This window comes from [Clostridium] celerecrescens 18A (assembly GCF_002797975.1).
GTDB classification, from domain to species: Bacteria; Bacillota; Clostridia; order Lachnospirales; family Lachnospiraceae; genus Lacrimispora; species Lacrimispora celerecrescens.
Map to the genome: position 1 here is coordinate 4,891,585 of NZ_PGET01000001.1, position 25,997 is coordinate 4,917,581.

Below are 25,997 nucleotides of genomic sequence, written 5' to 3' on the forward strand. Positions count from 1 at the left end.
AGTAAATTACTTTTGGGAATCATGTTCAACTCTCAATTTTCTTCTTTGTTTTTCTGTGAATATTGCAATCGCTGAAATTACAATTCCACAAATTAACATTTTGCCGATATAATCTTTATTTAATTCCCAAATTCCCCCTATTAATACACCAAGAACTATGATAACCACTCTGGTCTTTTTTTTGTAATATTCTACTTCTGACCGGCTCATGATTTTCCCCTCGTTATCTAACGGAGCATTGAGATAGATAATGATAGAAGCGGCTATCCAGCATATAAAATACACCTTATCACTAAAGTGTTGCCTGTAAATCATCAGGCCGGAAAAAACCGTCAGACATGATACAAAGTAGCAGCCTATTCTCGTTTTGGCATGATAGCCGCCTGCATTTACCCGTAATGGATAGAATGCACATGCCATTACAAATAAGTCAAAGACCTGCCGCATCATGACTGCAATGGTTATATAAGAAATATAGTGTACTAATTTTAAAAGCAAGCATTCTATACCAAAATCATAGATATCCTGCTCTGATTCTAAAATAATGCCATCGTTGACCATGCTATTTGATATGTAACCAATTATTTTTTTCATCATTTCATCGATTCATTGAGCATGAGATTAAACTATTTATTCTTTTTGAAATTTGTAACGCTATCAGGCATCTTAGGTTGATACCCAATGCAGATACAGGCTGAGTTTGCCTCCTTCTTAGATGTGGATAATGCCGCCTTTGAAAGTAAAGTTAAAGCTGTTTCTTTGAAATTTTTCATCATTTTAATCTTCCTTTCTGGTGTAATTTAAAATCATACTTTAATTATAGCTAATTGCAATTTGCTTTCAATGTTTGTAGCACGAAAGACGATTTTTTTGCACGAAGTAGGTACTTTAACTGGAAAAAAGCTCAATTGTAATCCGAGCTTCCCGTTTTGTAATCGAGTTTCACATTTTGAAATCAACCTTTAATTATTGATCCCGAAATTCTACTATTGTTATGACTTTCCCGTTTTTCCTTTGTTTTCCATGGTATGATCTCTGGTAGCAGGATGATTTTAGCGCACAAAAACCGGTCTGATGTATGGACTGGCCTTGTTTGATTAGCGGAACCAGAATCTCATTCAGTCTGGCAATTTCTCCTTCAGTAGAAAGAATCCCACTTCTTGATTCTGCAATCTTTTCAGATGCCTGACGATGGGCTTCCAATGCGTCGTAGATTGTCTTAGTCAATGTACACTTCCTCCTTTCACTGCATCCGTTACATACGTAAGGGGCTTTAAACCTGCTGGTAAACACTTCTTCCTCAAATTGTTAGCAATGTTCCACATACTTTTTTTCTTCTGCATCCTTTTCTATACTTGCATACATTATGGGGATAAATTGAATATCACCGGCTAAGTTCAATATATCATAAAGGCAGGGACTGCGCCCTGCCTTTATGTAACACGAATTTCTCTATGCTATTTTCCAATATTTGTACCTATCTTTCCCTTTCAGACGGGAAAGTTATTTTACAATTGAGGAAATCAATTCGGTCATTCCTACATATTTATCAATACATTGCACTGGAATATTCCATTTTCACTGCTAAGATTCATAGAACCATCATACTTTCCTACTGCGCGCTCAACATTGCTTAATCCGATTCCGTGATTCGCCCCCTTTTGAGATACCGGCCTGCCCTCATTCCATCTGTCTATGTTATTTGAAGTATTCTCAACTTTAATTGCAATCATTTCATAATAAGGACTTATTTTTACCCTTATCCATGGAGTTCCGGTCACTTGCGTACAAGCTTCAATGGCATTATCCAATAAATTACCAAAAATTGTAGTAATGTCCATTGGATTCATGAAGCTTAAGTCAACATTTCCGATTTCAAATTGCAAATCTATATGTAATTTTTCAGTATTTTGTATTTTATCATTGAAAAGAATATTTAAAATCCCATTGTTGGTCAGCTGTTGTGGGATCAAAGGCTTTAAAATCGTATTGATCTCTTTAATGTAATTTATTGTCCCCTCCTTATTATCCCCATGATAAAGCCCTTCCATTACCGCTATATGCTTGTCAACATCATGAAGGATACTAAGCGATTCCTGATGCTTCTTTTCCTGTTGTAAATAATATTTATACTGCATAGTCGCCTGCTGTTCCAATAATTCCAGTTTTACCTTTAATTGATAATTATCCTCCATAAACCGTATAAAATATAAAAAATACATATCTGCAAATATAATGAATCCCATGTTGACCAGCATAATAAGACCCATGCTTTCACCTCTTATTTTCCCAAAGGAAACTCCAATTACAACCATGTTAATAAAACTGAAAATGGCAATAATAAAATGAAGAACATACTGTGATTTGGTAAATTTGACTTTTTCGTTTCTCCCCCATATTGGAGAAATAAAAGTATAATACATAAACAGTAAAACAAACTTTGAAAATGTCATATTAAGAAAGGTTTCAACCCCCGGCTCCAATGGAAGCATATGCATTTTCCATAATATAAAGTCAAGCAAGGCTACCCCTGCGGCTTCGCACACGGCAAAGACCAAAACCATTATTTCCGCTTCTAAAACCCTTCGTATCGGTTTATCAAAATCATCAAAATATAAGAAATAGCTTACTAAACCATACGAAATAACCCAACTCAGCATATTTACCAAAGGCCGCTGCAATAAATTAATGCCCATTAAAAATATACTGACCCCTATTTGAACGAGAAAATAGAACTGTTTATTATGTAATGCCTTTTTATGCCTGCTGCCCATAAATTGAAAAATTACTATTGTTGTAACCAGACACGATACTATGATTCCAGATAAAAACAATATATTATTTTCCATTGTTAAATACTCCTGTGAACATAATTGTTTAACTGCTCTTTAAAGGCAATTACCCGTTTTTGCGATAAAGGCAGCCTTTCGCCAGTATTTAAAAAGACAATATCTCCTTTTACTTTTGCCACATGTTCAAAATTTACAATCACCCCGCGGTAGCAGGTTCCGAATCCATATATTTCCATTCTCTGCTCCACATCTGTCATTGTCCCAATATACTCATACGTTTTTTTAATTGTTTTTACTCTGATTTTACGTGCAGTTTTTACATATTCAAAATAAAGAATTTTTGAAACTGATACTTTTATAGCTGGATATTCTTTTCCCCCGTTTTCGCTTATTTCTGTTACATTTGACAATACGATCTCAATATCATTTCCCCGGTCCAATCCTATGACCTGTACCAGTTCACTGATATGACCTAATAATTGTTCCCTATCAACAGGTTTTGGCAAATAGGCAAATGCATGTGCATGATTAATCGCATCGCTGCAGTATCCATTAAACCCTGTAATATAAATGATCCTGACCTTTTTGTTTCTCTGGTATAATTTCATTCCCGCTTCAATTCCATTCATTCCTCCCATAGAAATATCCAGAAAGACGAAATCAAAGCTTACAGAGGAGGCTGTCAGATCCTCACCAGAATGAAACGTCTGAATGCTGTAAAGAATTCCATGATCTTTCATAAATTCTTCTACAATCTGTTTAATTACCGCAGCTTCATTCTGTTCATCATCGCAAATTGCTACTTTAAACATAACCCCATCCTCCTATAGCTTTATTCTTTTGTATCTAGCAAGTATATCGGTATTCTACCTCCAATAAGTTAGATTGGCAAATAAATCACTTATATAATTCACTTTTCTATTTATCCTCTTGAAGGAAATAAGCACATACATTTACTTTTCTAAGTGGTTTTAGTATAATGTAGACAGTTTATAACCGAGACAGGAGAAGGAAACCATGAAAAAATATGATTATGTGCTGGTAGGCGGCGGGCTTTATTCCGGCGTTTTCGCATATCTGGCAAAGCAAAAAGGGAAAAAGTGCCTTGTGGTTGAGAAGAGGGACCACATGGGAGGCAACATTTACTGCGAGGAAACAGAAGGAATTCACGTACACCGTTACGGAGCCCATATTTTCCATACCAGCAACAAGAAGATCTGGCAGTTTGTCAATGACCTGGCAGAGTTTAACCGCTATACCAACAGCCCGGTAGCAAATTTCAAGGGTGAAATGTACAATATGCCCTTTAATATGAACACCTTCAGCAAGATGTGGGGAATATCAACTCCTGCGGAGGCAAAGGCAAAGATCGAAGAGCAGAAGGCTTCTATAACCGGAGAACCCCGGAACTTAGAGGAGCAGGCGATCAGCCTTGTGGGCAGGGATATTTATGAAAAGCTGGTGAAAGGCTATACGGAGAAACAGTGGGGCAGAGACTGCAAGGATCTTCCTTCTTTTATCATCAAACGCCTGCCCGTTCGCTTTACCTATGACAACAACTACTTCAATGACTTATACCAGGGAATTCCCATAGGCGGATATAATGTGATGATTGAAAAGCTGTTTGAAGGCTGCGACGTGGAAATGAATGTAGATTATCTGGAAAATAAGGAATATTATGATGGGCTGGGAGAACGGGTGATTTATACCGGAACCATTGATGCTTATTACGGATATCAGTTTGGAAAGCTGGAATACCGCAGCCTGCGGTTTGAAACCCAGGTCGTGGATACGGACAATTACCAGGGGGTGGCAGTCGTTAACTACACGGACCGGGAAACTCCTTATACCAGGATCATTGAGCATAAGCATTTTGAATTCGGAACTCAGCCTAAATCTGTGATAACCCGGGAATATTCGGTAGACTGGACCGAGGGCATGGAGCCCTATTATCCGGTAAACGATGAAAAAAATCAGGGATTATTCTTAAAATATGCAGCTTTGGCTGAAACAGAAGATCATGTGATTTTCGGCGGACGGTTAGGAGAATACAAATACTACGATATGGACAAGGTCATTGAATCAGCCATGAACCGGGCAGAAGAGGAATTGGGCTGATCCTGCTTACAGGCATAGCTGTTTACTTTTTATGGCAGATATAGTACAATACTACGGAACCAGGGCTGGATTTTCCATGCCCTGAAACGTACGTAAACTGGAGGAATCTATGAACGTTGTATACGCTTCCAACGATAATTATGCCAGGCATCTGGCCGTATCCCTTTATTCCCTTTTAGATCATAACAGGGACATGGGTGACATCCATATCTATGTTTTGTCCATGAGCCTGTCCGGAGAGACGAAAGAACGGCTTAAGACCGTGGCAGATAGGTTTGGCCGGGAACTGACGGTCGTGGAGCTGGGAGACTTAAAGGAGCGCTTTTCCTATGAAGTTGATACGGGCGGTTTTGACTTAAGCATTATGGCCCGCCTGTTTATGGGAGAGGTTCTTCCGGAGGTAACGGACCGTGTGCTGTATTTAGACTGTGATACGGTAGTGCTGTCTTCCTTAAAAAACCTATGGGAAAAGGAGCTTGGGACCTTCCTTTTAGGAGCGGTCATGGAACCTACCATATACCCTTCCATTAAAGAAGAAATCGGTCTTTTGCCCGAAGCTCCTTATTTTAATTCCGGAGTTCTCCTCATTGATATGACCCGTTGGAGAGAGGAAAACGCCCAAAAGCAGCTTCTGGACTTTTACTGTTCCATGGGCGGGAAGCTGTTTGCAGGAGATCAGGATACCATTAACGGGGCGTTAAAGGGAAGGATAAAACCCTTATCTCCCCGATATAACTTTTTTACCAATTACCGATATTACCGGTACAGCCATCTGGTAAGGCTGTCTCCTGTGTATGGAAAGCTTGGGCCAAAAAGGTTTCTAGGGGCAAAAAAACACCCTGCGATCCTCCACTTTATGGGGGATGAAAGGCCCTGGAAAGAGGGGAATTTAAACCATTACCGCAGGGCTTATGATCATTATCTATCACTTACGCCATGGGCCGGAACACCTAAGGAAAAGGGAAGCCGTCTTTATATGGCTGCTTATCACCTGATGGATTACGCCACCTTTTTATGTCCTGCTGTGAGAGACTTTGTAAGCTCCAGGTTTGGGATGCGGGTAATCAATTCCAGAAAAGGTTCTTAAAGAGGAGCGGATATGAACATTAGCTGTATCATTCTTAATTATAATGATCCGGAAACCACCATAAGCCTGGTAACCACCATAGTAAATTATAAAATCCTGGATTCTATCGTGATCGTGGACAACTGCTCCACCGATGATTCTGTATCAAGGCTTCAGGCAGTTGCGGGCGGAAAGGTCCATCTTATCTCCACGGAAAAGAACGGGGGATACGGCTACGGCAATAATCAGGGGATCCGGTATGCATATGGGACGCTTCACGCTTCCCATGTGCTCATAGCAAATCCTGATGTTAAGGTTACAGAAGGATGTATACAGGCCATGAAGGATTCCTTTTTAAAGATAAGCCGGCTGGGAGTTGCGGCAGCAGTCACCAGGGATGGAGCGGGAGAGGTGGCGCTGTCAAGCTGGCATATTAACGGCCTGATGGGCGACCTTCTGGACACCGGCCTAATTACAAGACGTATTTTTGCCCGCTGGCTGAATGACCGGCCGGAACTTAAGGCGGATTTAGAAAAGGAGCGGTACGTTTATGTAGATGCTGTGCTCGGCTCCCTTTTTATGGCTGATATTAGTGCTCTGATGGAAAGCGGTCTTTATGATGAAGAAGTCTTTCTTTATTATGAAGAAAAGATACTCGGATTTCAGCTAAAGAAAAAGGGATACGGGACGGTACTTCTTCTGAACCAGTCCTATGTACACCTTCATTCCGTATCTATTAATAAAAATGTGAAATCTATTTTAAAGAAGCAGGCAATTCTTCATAAGAGCAAGCTTCACTATTATAAAAACTATCTGGGGATCAACCAGTTCCAGGAATGTCTTGTAAAGGCTTTCCTGGCATTTCTCATGGCTGAGATCTGGTTTTTGACAAAGATCGTGGGATTGTCCTGGTAGATGAAACGCGGAAAGGGGGAAAAGATATGGTCTCGGTGCTGCTTGCATCCTATAACGGTGAAAAATATATACGGGAGCAGCTGGAATCTATTTTAAACCAGACGTTTTCCGGTCTATCCATCGTGATTTCCGACGATCTTTCTACAGACGATACCCCTGCCATTATCCGGGAATATGAAGAACGATATCCGGGCCGGGTGAGATGTCTTAGGAACAGCGAAAGATCCGGCAGTGCCCAGAATAATTTCTTCCGCCTGCTTAAGCTGGCAACTGATGAGTATATCATGTTGTGTGACCAGGATGATGTATGGTTGCCGGATAAGGTTGAGGTCACTTTAAGGGAAATGAAGAAGCTGGAAGCGGAATGGGGAGAAGAGGTACCGCTTCTGGTCCATGGCGACTTATCGGTAACCGATAAGGAGGGCAGCATTCTTCACAAATCAATGGCGGAATACCAGAAAATTGCGGTTCATGATAACCGGTTCAGCCATTATCTGGTTGAGAATAACATTACAGGGAATACAGTCATGATCAACAAGGCTTTTTTGGGATTCCTGGCTGATGTTCCCAGGGAATGCGTTATGCATGACTGGTGGCTGGGGCTTTTGGCAAGCTGTTTTGGAAGGATATCCTATATTGACCGTCCCCTGGTCCTATACCGGCAGCATGGAGAAAATCAGATGGGATCCAAAAGCGGCAGGGAGCAATATGCGGAGCGGATCCGCAATCAGGATTCGGTACGGGAAAATTACAGGAAAATGTTTGTGCAGGCTCAGATGTTTTTAAAACTTTATGGAAATGAGATGTCCACAGAGCAAAGAGTGATTCTGGAACATTTTATCGAACTGCCCGAAAAAAACAGGGCGGAAAAGATTTATACGATTTGGAAATACAAATTAATGAAAAGCACCCATATACGGACGCTGGGCCAGATGTTTTCCATCTGACCGGAAAATGGAGGATAACGCATGGACAACATAGAGGACATATTAGTGACGAGGGCTTCCATGCCTTCCTATGAAGAATTCATAGAAGAGATCAAGCCGATCTGGGAAACTGCCTGGATGACGAATATGGGAGAATTTCATGAAAAACTGATGGAGCAGTTAAAGGAGTATTTAAAGGTACAGAAGCTGCTTTTGTTTGTCAATGGACATATGGCTCTTGAAATGGCGCTTCAGGCCATGAATCTATCCGGTGAGGTGATCACCACCCCGTTTTCTTTTGCTTCCACCTCCCATGCCATTGTAAGAAATAATTTAACTCCTGTGTTCTGCGATATCCGGGAGGAGGATTATACCATTGATCCGGATAAGATTGAAGCGCTGATTACGGAAAAGACGACCGCCATTTTACCGGTTCATGTTTATGGAAATATCTGTGATGTAGATAAAATTGAAAGAATCGCGAAAAAACATAATTTAAAGGTAATTTATGATGCCGCCCATGCCTTTGGTGTAGAAGTAAATGGGAGAGGGATCGGGACCTACGGAGACGCTTCCATGTTCAGCTTTCATGCCACAAAGGTGTTTAATACCATTGAAGGCGGTGCTGTGACCTTTCAGGATCCGTCCTTAGAGATTTTGTTCAATTATTTAAAAAATTTCGGCATTACCGGCAAGGAGACCGTAGAGTACATCGGCGGCAATGCAAAAATGAATGAGTTTCAGGCGGCTATGGGTATCTGTAACCTTCGCCATGTGAATGCTAACATTGAAAAGCGCAGGCTTGTGACGGAACGGTACCGGAAACATTTGGCGGGAGTACCGGGAATCCATCTGATGAGCCCCAAAGAAGGGATCCGCCAGAATTATGCTTATTTTCCCGTAGCCTTTGACGGCTTCTCTTTAACACGAAATGAGGTATATGAGCTGCTGGCTGATCACCATATCTTTGCGAGAAAATATTTTTATCCTCTGATCACTGACTTTGAATGCTATCGGGAGCGGTTTTCAAATGTACATCTTCCTGTGGCAAAAAAAGCGGCAGACAGCGTACTGACCCTGCCTTTATATGCTGAACTTTCCCTGGATCAGGTCGACCGCATCTGCGCCATTATATTAGGTGCCAGATAGGAAGAAAGGAAGGCGGTACCCTTACAGGGATACCTATATGCCCTGGGAAACAGAGCGGAAAAGAGGAAATTATGAATACAGCACTGGTGACAGCGATTGGGTCATTTTCGGCGGATATAGTTATAAAAAACTTAATAAAAAGCGGTTTCCGGGTAGTTGGCTGTGATATTTATCCGGCAGAATGGATTGCAGATTCCGGGAATGTGGCATCCTTTTACCAGGTTCCCCTTGCAACAGACGAGAAACGGTATGTGAACTCCATCCTGAAGATATGCAAGGAGGAACAGGCAAAATTGTTGATCGTACTTACGGATGTGGAGGTTGACGTGTGGAACCGCTACAGGGACGAACTGGCTCTTGCTTCGGTGAAGTTATGTCTGTCATCGGAGGAAACCCTTCTCCTGTGCAGGGATAAAAGGAAGCTGCACCGTTTTCTTATGGAAAAGGGCATAGGTAACCCTATTCCCACTCTGGAGCTTTTAGAGGCCGACCCGCAGCACCTTTCCTATCCAGCGGTCATCAAACCCTTTAACGGGAGAAGCAGTCAGGGGCTCCGCTATATCCATTCCCTTGACGAGATGAATGGCTTTCTGGAATGCGGAGACACTGAGGGGCTGATCGTACAGCCCTATTATCAGGGAAGCATCATTACCGTGGACGTGGTAAGGCAGGCAGAAACAGGAAAGAGCGTTGCCGTGTGCCGGAAGGAGCTTTTGCGGACCCCAAATGGAGCAGGAACCTCGGTTCTGGTGTTTTTGGACCCGGTTCTGGAAGCCACATGCAGGGATATAGCCAATGCCCTAGATATCAATGGCTGCGTGAACTTTGAGTTCATTCAGACAGAGGATGGATCTTATCATATGCTGGAGTGCAATCCCCGTTTTTCCGGCGGCGTAGAGTTTTCCTGTCTGGCAGGATACGATTGTGTTACCAACCATTTAAGATGCTTTACCGGGGAGGCCATAGAACCCTTAAAAGAAATTACAGGCATGTATATTGCAAGAAAATATGAGGAATATATTATGGGAAGCAAAAAGCAACTCCCATAATCGGATGGACGGGCTAAAAAGCAGCCCTTTTATCTAAACTTGCGCAGCAAGTTCAGATAACTATATTATGGGAAGCAAAAAGCAACTCCCATAATCGGATGGACGGGCTAAAAAGCAGCCCTTTTATCTGAACTTGCGCATAAGTTCAGATAAGTTATATTACAAAAGCAGATGCAGGAAAGGGCGGATAGGAATGAACGGCAGTTCCGAATCAAACATAATGGCCAGCATTAATTGTGTGACCTTTAACCATGGGGCTTATATCAGGCAGGCCTTGGACAGCTTTCTCATGCAGAAGACGGATTTTGAATTTGAGATTCTGGTCCATGATGATGCTTCTACCGATGGAACAGGGGATATCTTAAGAGAATATGCTGAAAAATACCCGGATAAGGTGAAACCCCTCATACAGACAGAGAACCAGTATTCTCAGGGAATCGACAATATCAGCGGAGCGTTTAATTTCCCCCGGGTCAAAGGTAAATACATTTTCATGTGTGACGGAGATGATTATTGGACGACACCGGATAAGATGCAAAAGCAGGTGGATTACATGGAGGCCCATCCGGACTGCACCCTTTGTATACACAGTGCTAAAATCGAACTGGTGGGAAAGGCTCTGACAGAAAAACAGATGCGTCCATACAGGAGAAATCAAGTGATCACGCCGGAAGAGATCGTGGATAAGCCTTCCGGTTATGCCATGTCCTCCATGGCATTTCCATCCCGCCTTGTGAAAGAACTTCCGGATTATTACGTGGATTGCCCAGTGGGAGATACTCCACTGCAGATGATGGCGGCTGAAAAAGGGTACGGCTATTACATGGATGAACCTATGAGTGCCTACCGGGTGGGAGTAGCAGGCTCCTGGACCATGGAAGGAAAAAACGGAAATTACGCCAAAAAGCAGAAGATTTACTGGGAGCGGATGAAAAAGGTATATGAGGAATTTAACGCTGCCACAGAGGGCCGTTTAAAGGAAGCTGCAGATAGTGCGGCAAAACGGACTTATTATCATACCATGGTCAATACCAGGCAGTTTAAGGAGATCGTGAACCCGGAGTACACCAGGTATTATAAAGAATTGACGCCAAGAACCAGGTTCTTTATTCAGGCTGAGTACCGGGCTCCGGGAGCCTATGAGCTATTAAGGAAGATATTCCTGGGAAAGAAACGGTAAGGCAGCAAAAATATGGGCAGGATCCGGTATAATCCGTATCCTGCCCATGCATTTTATTATAAATTTATCTACCCAGGTTATCTTGCAATATTAGGATCGGTAGGATCCCAGGTCTGGGTTTCGGGTATGATCTGTTCAATGGCCGGTCTCTCATAGGGGCCTGGAACCGGTGATTCGTAAATCGTAACGGTAGTACCAATCGCACAGTGATCATATACCCACTTGGCATCTCCGGAGAGGAGCCGGACGCATCCCGCTGACTGAGCAATGCTCATATAATTATAAGTCATCGGATCCAGCGTCATATTGTTAGGTTTGCTGTACAGAATGGAATGAATTAAGAAGCCTTTCCAGATACGGGTTGCGTACTGGGTAAAGATTCCGTGATTCATATCCCTCCAGCGGTACTTTTCCGGAGTCTGGTATGTCCCAAGAGGGGTATCCGGTCCGGTAGAGGTCAAAAAGGATTTTAACGGAATAATAAAACCGTTGTTCCCATCTTTGGCGAAGATGGTCATGCAGTTCATGGTCTTGTTGATGCTGATGAGGAATGGTCCCTTAGCGCCGATAATTGGCTCTAAGTCAGAGAGCATTCTTCCGGACTCGTCAAAATAATATTTGTAGCCGTCAAGATACTGCCAGCCGGTCACCGGATAGGAATCCTGGAAATAGTAACGATCATTGCCTGCCCATGCCCAGCCGGTGAAGGATGTTCCATCGCCGTTAAAGTAACGGAGGCCGCCATCGATCAGCCGCATTCCGTCTGCAACGGCGGAAATCAGAGGCTTCTCCGTGGCATAAGGGAACTGGGAGTTCTTGGTGTAAAAGGCCATTCTCAGCCCTGTTATGTAATGACCGGTTCCCATGGTTCCTGTGGTGGTCCCATTTTTTGCCCAGTCCATGGTGGTCCCGTCTTCCAACTGTGCGGTATAATAGAGGTCGAACTGGTTATTCACATAACCGGAAAACCTCATCTGTACTGCTTCGATGTTTATGTCATTGGCATAGTTGGTAGTCTGCTGTCCGTTTAAAACCCATGGAGACCAGCCGGTGCTGGAGGTATAGGTCCGGTAAAGCACGTTTCCAACAATGTTGGTAAGAAAGGTGGACATCCCGTGAAAGCCCTGTCCGTTATTTGTGATCCATGCATCATTTACAAATGGCTGTGACCAGTTGCTGTCACCGACCATAACGGTAGTCTGGAGACGTGGGAAATTGGCCTTTAACGCTTCCTGAGCAGCTCTGGTGGCTTCATCTACCTCGCCGTCTTCACCGCCGCCTTCCCCTTCTTTTCCAATGTCTATACCGGCATTTGCCAAAGCGTTTTCCGCTTCATCTGTAGTTACGCCTTCCTGCGTCTGGGTGTTCGCCTGGTTCTGATCTTCAGACTGCCCGTCGCTCTGACTGATGGGGACACCATTCTTAAATCCCGGTCCATATGCTTCATCTGCCCATGCAAGGGAGGCCTGTCCGGAAACAAGAGCAGCCGTCAGGCAGAGAAGCGTCAGGCTTCGTGTCAGTTTACGCATAATTTAAAACCTCCTGAATTCTAAAAATGAAAATTATATTCCTTTATACTCTAACACAAGTAAGTTCAAAATGCTATATACGATTTACATTTATTGGGGAATATAGTACAATAAGGCGTAATTGTAAATTGGTAAAGCAAGGAGAAAAGCCAGTATGTACCAGGAAAATATGAAAAATAAGGTCCTTTCCGGTCTGTTCTGGAAAGTGATGGAAAACGGGGGTACACAGGGGATTCAGTTCCTTGTTTCGGTTCTGCTTGCCAGGATGCTGACACCGGCAGAGTCCGGGGAAGTCATGCTCATCATGATATTTATTACCATTGGAAATGTGTTTGTCCAAAGCGGTTTTAATACATCCCTGATCCAGAAACGGACGGTGGATGAGGCTGATTATTCCTCTGCATTTTATATCAGCGGAGCCATTGCTCTTGTTTTATATGTAATTCTCTTTTTTTCGGCTCCGGCCATAGCTTCTTTTTACGGACAGCCTGTTTTTACGAACGTGCTCCGGGTCCTTTCTGTGACCCTGTTTTTTGGTGCCGTGACCTCCGTACAGTCTGCTGTGGTCGCCAGGAATATGGAGTTTCGGAAGCTTTGTCTGGCAAGCCTTTTTGCCGCCCTTTGCTCCGGTATCATCGGCGTATTTCTGGCATACAGGGGACTGGGGCTGTGGTCTCTTGCCATGCAGCAGTTTTTCTACAGCTTTTTCTTAATGGTCATGCTGGTATTTCTGGTGAAGTGGAGGCCAAGGCTTTTGTTTTCCGTTAAGAAGGCGAAGGAATTGTTCTCTTATGGCTGGAAGATACTTTGTTCCGGCCTTATAGATACAGTATTTAATAATGTTTACGGGCTAGTCATCGGGAAATTATATAATTCCGCCATGATGGGGCAATACTCAAGAGGAAACCAGTTTCCTGCTCTGATTGCCAACAATCTTGGGGCGGCTATCCAGTCGGTCATGCTTCCGGCTTTTTCGGCCTGCCAGGAGGACAAGGATAGGTTAAAGCGCATGGTGAGAAGGTCCATTGTCACCAGCTCTTACCTGGTATTTCCCATGATGGCCGGCTTGATTGCTGTTGCTGAGCCTATGGTTAAGCTGCTTTTGACGGAACGGTATTTACCTTGTGTCCCCATGCTGCGGCTATTGTGCGTAGCTTATGCAACCTGGCCCCTACATGTGGCGAATCTGCAGGCCATCAATGCCATGGGGAAAAGTGAGATATTCCTCAGGCTGGAAATAATAAAGAAGGCAGTCAGCATGGCTGCTCTTCTGATCAGCATTCCCTTTGGGATATATACCATGGTTGCTTTAAGGGCAGTGACCGATTTCATCTGTACCTTTATCAATGCCTATCCCAATAAAAAGCTTTTAAACTACAGCTTTTTTGAGCAGTGGAAGGATGTACTTCCTTCTCTTTTCTTATCAGCGGTGATGTGCCTCTTCTCATACGGAGTACAATATGTAATAGAAGGAACACTCCTAACCCTGGTTGTACAGATACTGGTAGGAGTTGTTGTTTATGCAGGGCTTTCCTGGTTGTTCCGGCTGGAGGCTTTTTTGTACCTATGCCGTATTTCCGGGATCGTAAAAGAGTAGCCGGGGAGGTTTTAAGTTTACTTTTTAAGCCGGATATTGTAGAATAAAGGAACGTTGTGAGAAAATAACCGGTGGGTATACCATTATGCCCAAAGCCGTGGACAAATAAGAGGAAATTAAATGGAACGAAAAAATGTGGCCTGGAATATGATCGGAAGCCTGGTTTATGCCGGTTCCAGTATGATACTCACGGCCCTGGTCAACCATCTCATAGGAACAGAACAGGGAGGGATCTTTGGCTTCGCATTCAGCACATTTGGGCAGCAGATGTTTTTGGTGGCCTATTTTGGCATGCGGCCTTTGCAAAGCACGGATACAAGCCAAAGCTATACATTTACCGAATATCGTCTGGCACGGTTCGCCACCTGTTCCATGGCAGTCATTTTAGGAACCTGCTATATCATTTTTAATACCCTGTCTCCGTCGGCAGGCTATACGGTTCAAAAGGCGCTGGTGGTATTTTTGATGGTGCTTTATAAGGTGCTTGACGGGTTTGCAGATGTGTATGAATCGGAATTTCAGAGGAACGGGCGGCTGTATCTTACAGGACAGGCCATGGCATTTAGAACCCTGTTGTCTGTGTTTTGTTTTTTAGGAACCCTTGCTATTACAAGGGAGCTTGTATTTTCCTGCGTGGTTGCGGTCCTGTCCCAGGGAGCAGGAATCCTGCTGTTTGATAAACGAATGGCGGAGAGTGTCCCAGGAATGGTGTTTACCAGAACGCCCGGCAGGCAGTGGAAGCTTTTACAGGACAGTTTTTTACTGTTTTTATCCGTTTTTCTGGACGGGCTTATCTTTGCCATGGCAAAATATGCGGTGGATGCCCGGATGACTTCCACGGACAACGCTGTTTTTGTGGCTATTTTTATGCCGACTTCGGTCATTAACCTGGCTGCTAACTTTGTGATCCGCCCCTTTTTGACCAGGATGTCTTACCAGTGGGAGGAACGGAACTTTGTAGAATTTAAGACCGGCCTAAAGAAGCTTTCCGGAATCATATTCCTTCTTACGGTCATTGCCCTGGCAGGAGCCTGGGCGATTGGGGTTCCTGTACTGGGAGCCATTTCCAATGTGGAACTTAAACCGTATAAATCAGGACTTCTTTTCATTGTGCTGGGCGGCGGTTTCTTTGCGGTTATGAATCTGTTTTATTATGTGCTTGTTATCATGAAAAAGCAGAAGGGAATCTTTTTTGGCTATGTGCCGGTCTGCATTCTTTCCTTCTTTCTCTCCTTCTGGCTGGTGGGAGAGGGAGGGATCAACGGGGCGGCCTTCTCTTATATGCTGGAAATGCTGATTCTCATGCTTTGCTTTATGGGACAGGCAATCAGCATTTTTATTACTGAGGAACGTCATGCTGGCATACCGTTACACCCCGGAAACATGGGCGGTGCAGGGGTAAAAGAGAGAATGGAGCGGAAGAAATGATGGATAAGGTACTGGTAGTAATACCTGCATACAATGAGGCTTTAAATATTGAGCGCGTGGTAGGAGGCGTCATTGCGAACTATCCCATGTTTGATTATGTGATCATTAATGACGGATCTACCGATCAAACAGCAGATATCTGCAGAAGACATGGCTGGAAGATCATAGACCTGCCCATGAATCTGGGACTTGCAGGAGCGTTCCAGACCGGGCTTAAATATGCTCACAGGCGTGGGTACCGGTATGCCATACAGTTTGACGGGGATGGGCAGCACCGGCCGGAATATATCCTTCCCATGAAAGAGAAGATGGATGAGGGCTATGATATTGTTATCGGCTCCAGATTTATGACAGGGAAGAAACCCCATTCCATGCGGATGCTTGGGAGCAGACTCTTAAGCGGCTCCATATGGTTCACCACTGGGGTAAAGGTCAGTGACCCTACCTCCGGTATGCGCATGTTCAGCAGGAAGATGATCAAGGAATTTGCCGATGGCTTAAATTACGGTCCGGAACCGGATACGATCTCCTATTTGATCAGCCAGGGGGCTAAAGTAGCGGAAATCCCTGTGATCATGGATGAACGGATTCTGGGAGAGAGCTATTTAAATCCGGTCAATGCGGCCCGGTATATGGGAAAGATGCTGTTTTCCATATTGCTGGTACAGAGCTTCCGCATTAGGGACAGGAGATAAAGGAAGGGAGAACGAACATGACAGTTTTGCTTCGCTGCGTACTGATATGCGTTTCCATATTGCTTACGTTTTATGTACTTAGAAGAATACGCCATTCCAAGATGAAGATAGAGGATTCTATCTTTTGGGTAATGTTTGCCCTGCTTTTGGTGGTGTTCAGCTTATTCCCTCCATTGGCTGATTTCATATCACGGATGGTGGGAACCTACTCCACCGCCAATTTTATCTTTACCTTCATGATTTTTATCCTGTTGGTAAAGGTTTTCTTTCAGTCTGTCAAGATATCCCAGCTGGAGCGGAAAATGACGGAGCTGATCCAGATGCTTGCTCTGGACAGGGAAGATGCCAGGGAGAAGGAGGAAGGTCATCATGAAGCTCATTCTGAATAAAAAGGGATTGTGGCTTACGGCGGGAACCTGTTTTTTTCTCGCCTTTCTCTTTATAAAAACCTATGAGGAAACTATTGTGGGGATCCCCTCACCGGAATTTGAGGAAGTCCGCCGCTTTTATTGGTGGATCATCGTGTTTGGTTGTGGATTTCTGGCGTGTCTGGGAGCAGTTTTGTGGATCGTTAAGACTCCAGCCTTCTTATTGTTTCCAGGGACCGTGGTAGTTCTAGGGCTGTTTTATATGCTGGTTCTGACCCCCTTTTCAACGCCCGATGAGGCGGCCCATTTTACCAGCGCTTACCGGCTCTCCAGCCAGCTTATGGGAAAACCGGCGGTGGCAGATGACTCCTTTCTTTCCCATGCAACAGAGGAGGAAAAGGAGAGGATCAGCCGGGGAGCCAATGTTCTGGTGAGGAGCGGAGACGATGCTCCAGGACTTTATACCAGTGTGGGACGGGCCACATACAACCTGGTCCTTAAGGAGATGTTTTCCCTTGATAACAGCCAGGGAATGACGGTCCGCTATGAAATACCGGTGAACACTACGCCTGTGGTTTACTTACCCCAGGCCCTTGGGATCTGCCTTGCCAGGCTGCTCCATCTGGGATACATCCCTTTGGTATATCTTGGCAGGCTGTTCAATCTTCTTGCTTTTGCAGGTATGGCAGCTCTGGCTGTGAGGATCATGCCATTTAAAAAAGAGCTTATCATGACGGTATCGTGTCTTCCCATGACCCTTCATCTGGCAGCTTCCTTTTCCTATGATACGGCCTTTATCGGCCTGTCCATGCTTTTTCTGGCCTGGTGCTTTTACTTAGCCTTTGAGAAAGAGAAAGTGACCGTAAAGGATACGGTTCTTTTGGCGCTTTTGCTGATCCTTCTGGAGCCTGGAAAGATCGTTTATCTGCCGGTGGCCGGGATCTGCCTGTTTATTCCTTCTTCTAAATTTAAGTCAAAAAGGAATTACTGGATCTCTGTCTTAAGCGTTATAACTGCAGTCGTTCTGGCGGTGTTCTTGGTAAACCGACTGGTCCTTTCTGCGTGGGCGACCACAACGGAAAGCTATGTGGGCTGGAGTGAAGCGGCAGGATATACACTGCAGGATGTGTGGGAACAACCTTATCGTATCTTTCAGGTATATTATGAAACCCTTGTGACCCAGTTTGATTATTATCTGACTACGATGCTTGGAGGATTTCTGGGCAATTTGGACCCGAACCTGACCGTGCCTCCCTTCTGTCTCATGATTTTGTGGTATGTGCTCTTTGTCAGTGTGATAAGGAGAGATGGGGAAGAAGCTCCTATATCTGGCGGACAGAAGCTATGGATGGTCATTCTGGTGTTTTTAAGTGCCTGTCTGGTTCTTGCCTCCATGCTTTTAGGATGGACGCCAAGGGAGCTTACCTATATAACAGGTGTCCAGGGAAGGTATTTTATCCCCCTGCTGCCCCTTGTGCTGTTGGTTGTATTTGATAAACGCCTGGTCATAAACATGGATTTAAGGAAAAGTGCATGGTATCTGGAATGCTTTGTGAGCATCTATGCCCTGATACGCATCTGTTCCACGGCGTGTCTGCGCTACTGATTCATGCGAAGGCAACGAGCCAAATGAATGCTCGCTTGATCTAGGCGGCTGCTCGCGGTGTATTTAACTGGAAGGTAGGAAATTGCAATGGAAGAAAAAAGGCAGGAAGAATCCGTTGATGTGATTATTCCCGTATATAAACCGGATGAGAAATTACAGCTTTTGCTGAAACGCCTGGGGGAACAGTCATACCCTATCCGGCGGATCATCATCATGAACACGGAACGGTCCTATTGGAAGGATGAGGAATATGACTGGGTTCCCAATCTGGAAGTACACCATGTGGCAAAAGAGGAATTTGACCATGGCGGTACCAGAAACCAGGGAGCCGGCTATTCTGAGGCAGATATTATGGTATTTATGACCGATGATGCTGTTCCGGCTGACGGGAATTTAATAGGAGCGCTGGTAAGTGGTCTTGATCAGACAGGAAAAAATGGAGAAAAGGTGGTCATGGCCTATGGTAGGCAGCTGCCGAATCCTGACTGTGCCCTGGCGGAGCAGTATACCCGTTCCTTTAATTACCCGGAACAAAGCCGGGTGAAAACAGGCGGGGATCTAAAGGAGCTGGGAATCAAGACCTTTTTTGCCTCAAATGTCTGCTGCGCCTATGACCGGGCTGCATTTTTGGAGGCCGACGGATTTATTAAACGGACTATTTTTAATGAGGACATGATTTATGCAGGAAATGCGGTAAGACACCGGGGGCAGGCGGTAGCCTATGCAGCCGATGCAAACGTGTACCATTCCCATAATTACGGCTGTATCACCCAGTTTAAACGTAATTTTGATCTTGCGGTATCCCAGGCTGACCACCCGGAGGTGTTTAAGGGGATCCGCTCGGAAGGCGAGGGGATCCGTCTTGTGAAAAAGACCTGCGCCTGGCTTGTAAAAGTAAAAAAACCATGGCTCATTCCCGGAGTAATTGTAAAGAGCGGTTTTAAATATATGGGATTTCTTATGGGAAAACGGTATCGCAGCCTGCCAAAGAGGCTGGTTTTAAGCTTTACTATGAACAAGGAATATTGGAAAAGAGAAAGATAAAACACAGAGAAAAGCAGCCTGGTAAAAAGCCGGACTGCAATGATGTAAAAAATAGGCTCAAGATATACTTTGAGCCTATTTTCTATTATATGGTTATTCGGTATGGTGCAGCCTTTGACTCCGCATTTGGGTATTCATGGAGCGCATGGGGATTCGTCATATCAATCCTCAAATATAGGTTCGATACGCTCCATAATTAGTCCGATCCTGTCCTTGGCGTCCGGCATAAAAAGAGAAGCGATAGAAACAACCATCTTTTTCTCTGTATTGATGTAAATTACGTTTCCCCCGTCTCCCAAAGCTGCATAGACAGGTTCTTTATCATCAAATATCCACCACAGGTAGCCATAAGACAGCTGATCCAGCCTGATATGCTCCTTTGTGCTTTCTTCTATCCATTTCTTTGATATAATTTTTTTGTTTTCCCATATTCCGCCGTTTAAATACAATTGGCCAATTTTTGCCATATCCGAAGGCGTCAGGAAGAGCCCCCAGCTTGCCGTGTTTACCCCTTGTGGATCAACGACCCAACCGCTGGTGTTTTTATCATTCATAACGGCGATATGCTCTTCTTTATTACGCAGTATCACATTGCGAGTAACCTTGATTCCCAGCGGCGAGAATAAATTCTCTGCTGCGAAATCAAGTACCGGCTGCCCCGTCGCTCTCACGAGAATGCCTGACAAGATATGTGTACCTATGATGGGAGAATACATGAATTCTCCTGTATATTTCTCGCCTCCCAAGAAATCAAGGGCGGCATTTACCCAGTTATCGCTGGCGAAAAACTCCTCGTATGGCTCAGACTTATATTTATATGGGGCCGTCATGGTAAGCAAATTCTTAAGCGTAATTCCTTGTATTGTTTTTTCGCCTGCTTTAACAGTGTAATCCGGGAAAAAGTCTAATACCTTCTGGTCTGCACTTTTGATAAAGCCCTTATCAACAGCGATACCAATCAATACAGAAAATACGCTCTTTGTCACCGAAAAAACATGAACGGCATTGTCAGCGGTATATCCATTAAAATAGTTTTCATATAGTTTTACACCATTTTTTTGTACAAGTATGCCTGCGATATTGCTATAGTCACTGCTAATCGTCTTTTCAAGCTCTTTCATTTTTTCCTGATTCATATAATTTCCTCCTTTAAGTTATAAAGGATATCCTTAAGATTAGGATAGGTCAATTAAAAATCAATTGCAAGACCTATTTCTAAATAATTAAAATATTAACAATTATGATAACTTTTCTGTCAGTCCGGTTAAAATCAGCCTGTTTTCCATTTATTTTTTCCCCGTGATTTAGTATAATGGTTCTAGTGCTATATGAAAAAGGGGATAACCATGGATAACAGAAAGAAAAGCCTGCTGCTGCTGGTTCTGGGGGGATTGTCCAGTATCGTATTTCTTACGCTTTTGACCACCTCCTTTTACGGATTCGTGTTAAAAAGGATCGGGGTTGAACATGCGGAAAATACCAGAACCTACCGGTACCACTATGTCATGATCATCAATGACCTGGATTCTCATTTTTGGAATGACGTGTACCAGAGCGTACGGAAAGAAGCGGCCTTACACGATGCTTATGTGGAACTTAAGGGAAGGAATCAGTCATCGGAATATAATGCTGTGGATTTTATGGACATGAGCATAGCGGCAAAGGTAGATGGGATCCTTTTGGAATTTACGGGAGAAGAGAAGCTGGAAGAACGGATCAATGAAGCGGCTGCAAAAGGAATACCTGTGGTAACGATATTAAACGATGCTCCTGCTACGGACCGGAAAAGCTATGTTGGAATTAATTCCTATGAGCTGGGGCAGGAATATGGTAATCAGATTTTAAAGATTTTACCCCAGGATTCCCGGAAGGCCAGAGTGATGATGCTCCTCCATGACAATTCCATTGACAGCAACCAGTCCCAGATTTTTAATCAGATCAACAACCGGATGGTCACTTCAAGGGAAACTATGGACCGGATTAAGGTGGAAGAGATCAAGATCCCATCCGGACGGGCATTTGAAGCTGAGGAAATTGTGCGCAACTTATTTCAGAACCCCCAGGGTCCCCCGGACATTATTGTCTGCATGGATGAGGTGGATACGGAGGCCGTGTATCAGGCGGTCATAGACTATAACAGCGTAGGTAAGACACAGGTCATCGGCTATTATAAATCAAAGGCAGCCTTAGAGGCGGTGAGAAAGGGGACGATGGCTATGACTCTTTACATTGACACCGACCAGATGGGGAAATTCAGTGTGCAGGCTCTTACCGAATCCATACATGACGGGAGGACCAATTCCTTTTACAGCGTGGACCTGCAGTTTGTGACAAAGGAAAATACGTCAGATTTCATGAGTAATTAGTGGAGCAGCTATGAAAAATAAATGGAAACACCTATGGGAAAACTTACCGATTGCCCGCAAGCTGTTTTTGGAAGTTGCGGTAACGGCAGCCACGCTTTTTGCCAGCAATTTATTCATCTACGCCCAAATCAACCAGATGGTGGAGCGTATGAATTCTGTATACATAAGCAATGTGAATCTCAATGAGCTGTCGGATGTTTTTTCCGATGTACAGAATTTCATGTACAAATACTTGCAGGTAAAGGATTCCGAGTCCTTAACCGATTATTACCGGGCGGAGCAGGATTACAGGAAGCTGTTAGAGGGGCTTAATGTTGCGGTAACGGATAATCAGATTCAGATCCTGGAAAAAAATATCCGCAACATGTCGGATAGCTATCTGGCCATCACAGATGAGACAGTACAGGCCAAGCGGGGGCAGAATGTAGAAAAGTATAAAAGCTCTTACGAATCAGCTCTAAAGCTTTACCAGTTCATCAACCGTGACATTTCAGTCTTAAACAGCCGGCAGTTTAAAAACAATTCCGCCAGCTATCAGACCCTGCAGGCCGCCCTTCAGTATCTGGAGGTCATAAGTACTGTGATCTTAATGATCGTGATGGTCATAAGCCTGACGGTCATGATGATGATGACAAAGGATATCGTTACACCGCTCACCAACTTAGCTCATACGGCAAAGCTTGTAGGGCAGGGAAATTTCCATGTAAAGGTACCATCCTTAGGTACCGGAGATGAACTGGGGATCGTAACCGGAACCTTTAATCAAATGGTGGACAGTTTGGACGAGTATGTGAATAAAATTAAGGAGAGCGCGGAAAAAGAGCAGGAGATGAAGGAGCGGGAGCTTTTAATGGAAAACCACTTAAAGGAAGCCCAGTTAAAGTATCTTCAGTCCCAGATCAATCCCCATTTTCTTTTTAATTCCTTAAACGCCGGAGTTCAGCTGGCTATGATGGAGGATGCAGAGAAGACCTCGGTATTTATGGAAAAGATGGCGGACTTTTTCCGCTATAATGTAAAAAAGAGTTCAAAGGATGCCACCATCCGTGAAGAGGTGGATGCAGTGGAGAACTATGTTTATATATTGAATGTTCGTTTTGCAGGTGATATCCGATACCATTCAAAGCTCGATGAGGAGGCAATGGATTTTTCCATTCCAAGCATGATTTTACAGCCCCTGGTGGAAAATGCGGTGAACCATGGGATCCGGAATATCGAACGGCCGGGAGAAATTTATCTGACCGTAGAGAACCTTGAGGAGAAAATAGAAATCCGCATCAGGGATAATGGGGCTGGAATGGAAATGGAAACCCTTGAAAGGATCCTGGCCGGAGGACAAGCCGCGGAAGGGGGGAATTCTACCGGGATCGGTATTCACAATGTTATATCCCGGTTGGAGCTTTATTATAATGATGACGGTATTTTCCATATGTTCAGTGATGGGAAGGATAAAGGAACCACTGTGGTATTAAGGATTCCAAAAAGAGAGGGAGATGTACATGTTTCGCATACTAGTAGCTGATGATGAGGGGATCATGCTGGAATCCATCAGTCATATCATAAGGTCCAATTTCGGCAGTGATTGTGAGATTGTCTGTGTCAAGACAGGCAGGGCAGTCATTGAACAGGCCGGCTCCTTCCGGCCAGATATTGCATTTGTGGATATACAGATGCCTGGATTAAACGGAATCCAGGCAATCAGGGAGGTGCGTAAATTCAATCCTTCCGTTGTATTCATTATCATAACAGCCTATGATAAATTTTCTTATGCCCAGGAAGCGGTGAACTTAGGGGTCATGGAGTTTATCATGAAGCCGGTCAATAAAAAGAAGATCCTGGATGTGTGCGTAAAGGCCATGCACCAGGTGGAGGAGGCCAGGCAGAAGTTAAGCGATGATTTAAAGATCAGGGAAAAGCTTGAGATTGTAATTCCCATGATCGAAAGCGGGTTCATCTACAGTGTGCTTCAAGAGGATCTGGAGCTTTCTAAGAACGGATACATTGAAATGCTGGACATAAAAAGCCCTTATGGCTTTATGATTATTCTGGAATTCGGGGACAGCATTGAGGGAGGGAACATGACCAATGCCATAGGGGTCAGTGTCCGGGTGAACAAATATTATCCCATGGTCAGAGAGATTGTAAAGGATTATTTTGATTGTGTCATGGGGCCTGCCATGGGAAACCGGCTGGTGCTTTTCCTATCCTTTGAACAGGAAAAGGTACGGTATGAGGAGCGGGTGGAAATCATTACAAGGACCCGGAATATGATCTATAAGCTGGAAAGCACCACAGATATCAAGTGCAGGGGAGGGATCGGTTCTGTAAAACCTCTGGAAGGGATCAGGGACTCCTATAAAGAGGCCTTAAAATCCTTACGGGACAGCGACAGCCATGTAGTGCATATCACGGACATCCCGGCAGTGGCTGATTATGACGGAGAATATCCCCTGGACTTAGAAAACCAGTACCTTCAAAGGGGGACAAAGGCGGACCGGGAAGGAACGTTGTCCTGTGCCGGTGAATTTTTTGACTGGATGCTGGTTCACGACGGAAATGTGAGGTCCAATATTGAGGTAAAGATACTGGAGCTGGTCATGAGGCTTGAGAGACGGGCTTTTGAGGCAGGGAATGTCCGTTATGGTTTCCGTTATCGGGAGAACTACTTAGAAGAACTGAAAGAAGCCGCCGATACGGATGCGCTTAGACGCTGGTTTTTAAATAAGACAAGGGAGGTATGTGAAAACATCAGCACTTCAAGGGAGAAAGAATATGAAAATGTGGTTTCCAGAGTTAAGAGTTATATTGATGAGAATTATGCCAAGGACATTTCTCTTGACGACGTTTCCCGAATGGTTGACATAAGTCCTTATTATTTCAGTAAATTATTCAAGCAGGAGGTGGGAGAGAACTTTATAGAGTATGTAACCAGAACCAGGATTAAAAACGCCAGGCGTCTTCTGGAAGATTCCAGATACAGCATTAAGGAGGTATGTATTATGTCCGGCTACAGCGATCCCAATTATTTCAGCCGGATATTCAAAAAGTATGAAGGGATGACGCCAAGCGAATATAGGGAGAGGTAAGTGTTATGAAAATGGGTCGAGGGAGATTGTTACTGGTGGTGATACTCTGTTGTGCCTTGACGGCGGGCTGTGTAAATACCAAGGCAGAGGCAGAGACCGAGGTATCGGCAAAGGTCGGGGATAGGCCCTTGCAGATCGGGTTAAGTATTGATTCTTTTGTGATCGAGCGGTGGATTAGGGACCGGGATGTTTTTGTATCAACCGCAAAGGAACTTGGGGCAGAGGTTAATGTACAAAATGCAAACGGGGATGTAAACGAACAGATCGAACAGATAAAGTACTTTATAAAAAAGCAGATGGATGTAATCGTAGTGGTGGCAGGGGACTGCGAAGCTTTATCCGATGTTATGAAAAAGGCAAAGGAGGCGGGAATCAAGACCATGAGCTATGACCGCCTGATCCAGAATGCGGACAGCGATATGTACATATCTTTTGACAACAGGGAGGTCGGAATACTCATGGCGGAAAGCCTGTTAAGAGACATTCCTGAGGGAGGTAAGATTTTTATGATCCAGGGTCCTGAAACGGATTATAATGTGGCATTGGTCCGGGAGGGTTTTGATTCGGTAATAAAAGGGAGAAATCTGGAAGTGGTTTATAAAAGCAACTGTGAGGGCTGGCTTTCCGAGCATGCCTTTGACTATGCCAAAGAAGCGCTGGAAGAGCATCCGGATGTGAAGGGGATCATGTGCGGAAATGACGATTTGGCGACCCAGGTATTCCGAGCCCTGTCTGAGGACAGAATGGCAGGAAAAGTCTGCCTGGTAGGCCAGGATGGAGATCTGATGGCCTGTCAGAGGATTGTGGAAGGAACCCAGAATATGACAGCCTTTAAATCCGTGGAGGAAGAAGCCAGAATCGCAGCGGAATACGCGGTAAAGCTTGGGAAGGGAGAGCCTTTGGAAGGTATTGTGACAACCATTGACGATGGAACTTATGATGTTCCAAGTCTTGAGTTAAGGCCGGTTGCAGTTACCAGGGAAAATATGGATTCCGTTATCATTCAGGGAGGATTCCATGGTAAGGAAGATGTATACCTGAATGTGAAACAGCAGTAATGTTTTCTTGTCGTGAAAAAGTCCT

Annotated in this window: 24 protein-coding genes; 17 read left to right on the forward strand and 7 right to left on the reverse strand. The window is 44.3% G+C overall.

Annotated elements, in window-relative coordinates; translation table 11 throughout:
• Positions 1 to 6: 6 nt before the first annotated feature.
• From H171_RS22290 to H171_RS22310, 5 genes are all read right to left on the reverse strand, one after another.
• Positions 7 to 597, reverse strand: coding sequence for an accessory gene regulator ArgB-like protein (locus H171_RS22290; RefSeq protein ID WP_100307088.1), 591 nt, complete (start codon positions 595 to 597; stop codon positions 7 to 9).
• A 29-nt stretch (positions 598 to 626) separates the two neighbouring features.
• Complete coding sequence (locus H171_RS22295) at positions 627 to 776, reverse strand: cyclic lactone autoinducer peptide (RefSeq protein ID WP_242977049.1); 150 nt, start codon at positions 774 to 776, stop codon at positions 627 to 629.
• 190 nt (positions 777 to 966) lie between these two features.
• Positions 967 to 1,227 (reverse strand): hypothetical protein, encoded by a 261-nt coding sequence (locus H171_RS24670; protein ID WP_242977051.1) that lies wholly within the window; start codon positions 1,225 to 1,227, stop codon positions 967 to 969.
• 311 nt (positions 1,228 to 1,538) lie between these two features.
• Positions 1,539 to 2,849, reverse strand: a complete 1,311-nt coding sequence (locus H171_RS22305) for an ATP-binding protein (protein ID WP_100307089.1) — start codon at positions 2,847 to 2,849, stop codon at positions 1,539 to 1,541.
• A gap of 2 nt (positions 2,850 to 2,851) precedes the next feature.
• Positions 2,852 to 3,604, reverse strand: a complete 753-nt coding sequence (locus H171_RS22310) for a LytR/AlgR family response regulator transcription factor (RefSeq protein WP_100307090.1) — start codon at positions 3,602 to 3,604, stop codon at positions 2,852 to 2,854.
• 205 nt (positions 3,605 to 3,809) lie between these two features.
• Here H171_RS22310 and glf point away from each other — a divergent pair, with 205 nt between their 5' ends.
• The 7 genes from glf (at position 3,810) to H171_RS22345 (ending at position 11,195) form a co-directional block, all read left to right on the forward strand.
• The gene (gene glf / locus H171_RS22315; protein WP_100307091.1) at positions 3,810 to 4,910 is read left to right on the forward strand and encodes a UDP-galactopyranose mutase; all 1,101 of its coding nucleotides are present in this window, start codon (positions 3,810 to 3,812) and stop codon (positions 4,908 to 4,910) included.
• Positions 4,911 to 5,019: 109 nt separating this feature from the next.
• Entirely contained in the window at positions 5,020 to 5,997 is a 978-nt protein-coding gene (locus tag H171_RS22320; RefSeq protein WP_100307092.1) for a glycosyltransferase family 8 protein, read from the forward strand.
• A 12-nt stretch (positions 5,998 to 6,009) separates the two neighbouring features.
• Positions 6,010 to 6,891, forward strand: coding sequence for a glycosyltransferase family 2 protein (locus tag H171_RS22325; protein ID WP_100307093.1), 882 nt, complete (start codon positions 6,010 to 6,012; stop codon positions 6,889 to 6,891).
• A 26-nt stretch (positions 6,892 to 6,917) separates the two neighbouring features.
• Positions 6,918 to 7,838 (forward strand): glycosyltransferase family 2 protein, encoded by a 921-nt coding sequence (locus H171_RS22330; RefSeq protein ID WP_100307094.1) that lies wholly within the window; start codon positions 6,918 to 6,920, stop codon positions 7,836 to 7,838.
• Positions 7,839 to 7,859: 21 nt separating this feature from the next.
• Complete coding sequence (locus tag H171_RS22335; RefSeq protein ID WP_100307095.1) at positions 7,860 to 8,966, forward strand: DegT/DnrJ/EryC1/StrS family aminotransferase; 1,107 nt, start codon at positions 7,860 to 7,862, stop codon at positions 8,964 to 8,966.
• Positions 8,967 to 9,037: 71 nt separating this feature from the next.
• Positions 9,038 to 10,015 carry an ATP-grasp domain-containing protein gene (locus tag H171_RS22340; RefSeq protein ID WP_100307096.1) on the forward strand — a complete coding sequence of 326 codons (978 nt, stop codon included), beginning with the start codon at positions 9,038 to 9,040 and terminating at the stop codon, positions 10,013 to 10,015.
• Between the two features lie 193 nt (positions 10,016 to 10,208).
• Positions 10,209 to 11,195: a glycosyltransferase gene (locus H171_RS22345; protein WP_100307097.1), complete on the forward strand. Its 987-nt coding sequence runs from the start codon at positions 10,209 to 10,211 to the stop codon at positions 11,193 to 11,195.
• 77 nt (positions 11,196 to 11,272) lie between these two features.
• Here the strand turns inward: H171_RS22345 and H171_RS22350 are convergent, their stop codons facing one another.
• Positions 11,273 to 12,724 (reverse strand): L,D-transpeptidase, encoded by a 1,452-nt coding sequence (locus H171_RS22350; protein WP_100307098.1) that lies wholly within the window; start codon positions 12,722 to 12,724, stop codon positions 11,273 to 11,275.
• A gap of 154 nt (positions 12,725 to 12,878) precedes the next feature.
• Here H171_RS22350 and H171_RS22355 point away from each other — a divergent pair, with 154 nt between their 5' ends.
• The 6 genes from H171_RS22355 (at position 12,879) to H171_RS22380 (ending at position 19,462) form a co-directional block, all read left to right on the forward strand.
• Positions 12,879 to 14,321, forward strand: coding sequence for a lipopolysaccharide biosynthesis protein (locus tag H171_RS22355; protein ID WP_100307099.1), 1,443 nt, complete (start codon positions 12,879 to 12,881; stop codon positions 14,319 to 14,321).
• Between the two features lie 120 nt (positions 14,322 to 14,441).
• Positions 14,442 to 15,749, forward strand: coding sequence for a lipopolysaccharide biosynthesis protein (locus H171_RS22360; RefSeq protein ID WP_242977052.1), 1,308 nt, complete (start codon positions 14,442 to 14,444; stop codon positions 15,747 to 15,749).
• A complete protein-coding gene (locus H171_RS22365; protein WP_100307627.1) occupies positions 15,749 to 16,444 on the forward strand; it encodes a glycosyltransferase family 2 protein in 696 nt (231 codons plus the stop codon). The genes H171_RS22360 and H171_RS22365 overlap by 1 nt, the downstream gene beginning before the upstream one ends.
• A gap of 17 nt (positions 16,445 to 16,461) precedes the next feature.
• Entirely contained in the window at positions 16,462 to 16,833 is a 372-nt protein-coding gene (locus H171_RS22370; RefSeq protein WP_038277537.1) for a DUF2304 domain-containing protein, read from the forward strand.
• Positions 16,814 to 18,418, forward strand: coding sequence for a DUF2142 domain-containing protein (locus H171_RS22375; protein WP_100307100.1), 1,605 nt, complete (start codon positions 16,814 to 16,816; stop codon positions 18,416 to 18,418). Before H171_RS22370 ends, H171_RS22375 begins: the two co-directional genes overlap by 20 nt.
• Positions 18,419 to 18,505: 87 nt before the next feature.
• On the forward strand, positions 18,506 to 19,462 hold the full coding sequence (locus H171_RS22380; RefSeq protein ID WP_100307101.1) for a glycosyltransferase family 2 protein: 957 nt from the start codon (positions 18,506 to 18,508) through the stop codon (positions 19,460 to 19,462).
• Positions 19,463 to 19,623: 161 nt separating this feature from the next.
• Here the strand turns inward: H171_RS22380 and H171_RS22385 are convergent, their stop codons facing one another.
• Positions 19,624 to 20,598 (reverse strand): serine hydrolase domain-containing protein, encoded by a 975-nt coding sequence (locus H171_RS22385; protein WP_100307102.1) that lies wholly within the window; start codon positions 20,596 to 20,598, stop codon positions 19,624 to 19,626.
• Between the two features lie 210 nt (positions 20,599 to 20,808).
• Here H171_RS22385 and H171_RS22390 point away from each other — a divergent pair, with 210 nt between their 5' ends.
• From H171_RS22390 to H171_RS22405, 4 genes are read left to right on the forward strand one after another with little or no spacing between them, the layout of a single operon-like run.
• Positions 20,809 to 21,828: a substrate-binding domain-containing protein gene (locus H171_RS22390; RefSeq protein ID WP_100307103.1), complete on the forward strand. Its 1,020-nt coding sequence runs from the start codon at positions 20,809 to 20,811 to the stop codon at positions 21,826 to 21,828.
• Between the two features lie 10 nt (positions 21,829 to 21,838).
• On the forward strand, positions 21,839 to 23,350 hold the full coding sequence (locus H171_RS22395; protein ID WP_100307104.1) for a sensor histidine kinase: 1,512 nt from the start codon (positions 21,839 to 21,841) through the stop codon (positions 23,348 to 23,350).
• Positions 23,328 to 24,914 (forward strand): helix-turn-helix domain-containing protein, encoded by a 1,587-nt coding sequence (locus H171_RS22400; protein ID WP_100307105.1) that lies wholly within the window; start codon positions 23,328 to 23,330, stop codon positions 24,912 to 24,914. Before H171_RS22395 ends, H171_RS22400 begins: the two co-directional genes overlap by 23 nt.
• Before the next feature lie 5 nt (positions 24,915 to 24,919).
• Positions 24,920 to 25,972, forward strand: coding sequence for a sugar ABC transporter substrate-binding protein (locus H171_RS22405; RefSeq protein WP_100307106.1), 1,053 nt, complete (start codon positions 24,920 to 24,922; stop codon positions 25,970 to 25,972).
• Positions 25,973 to 25,997: the final 25 nt, after the last annotated feature.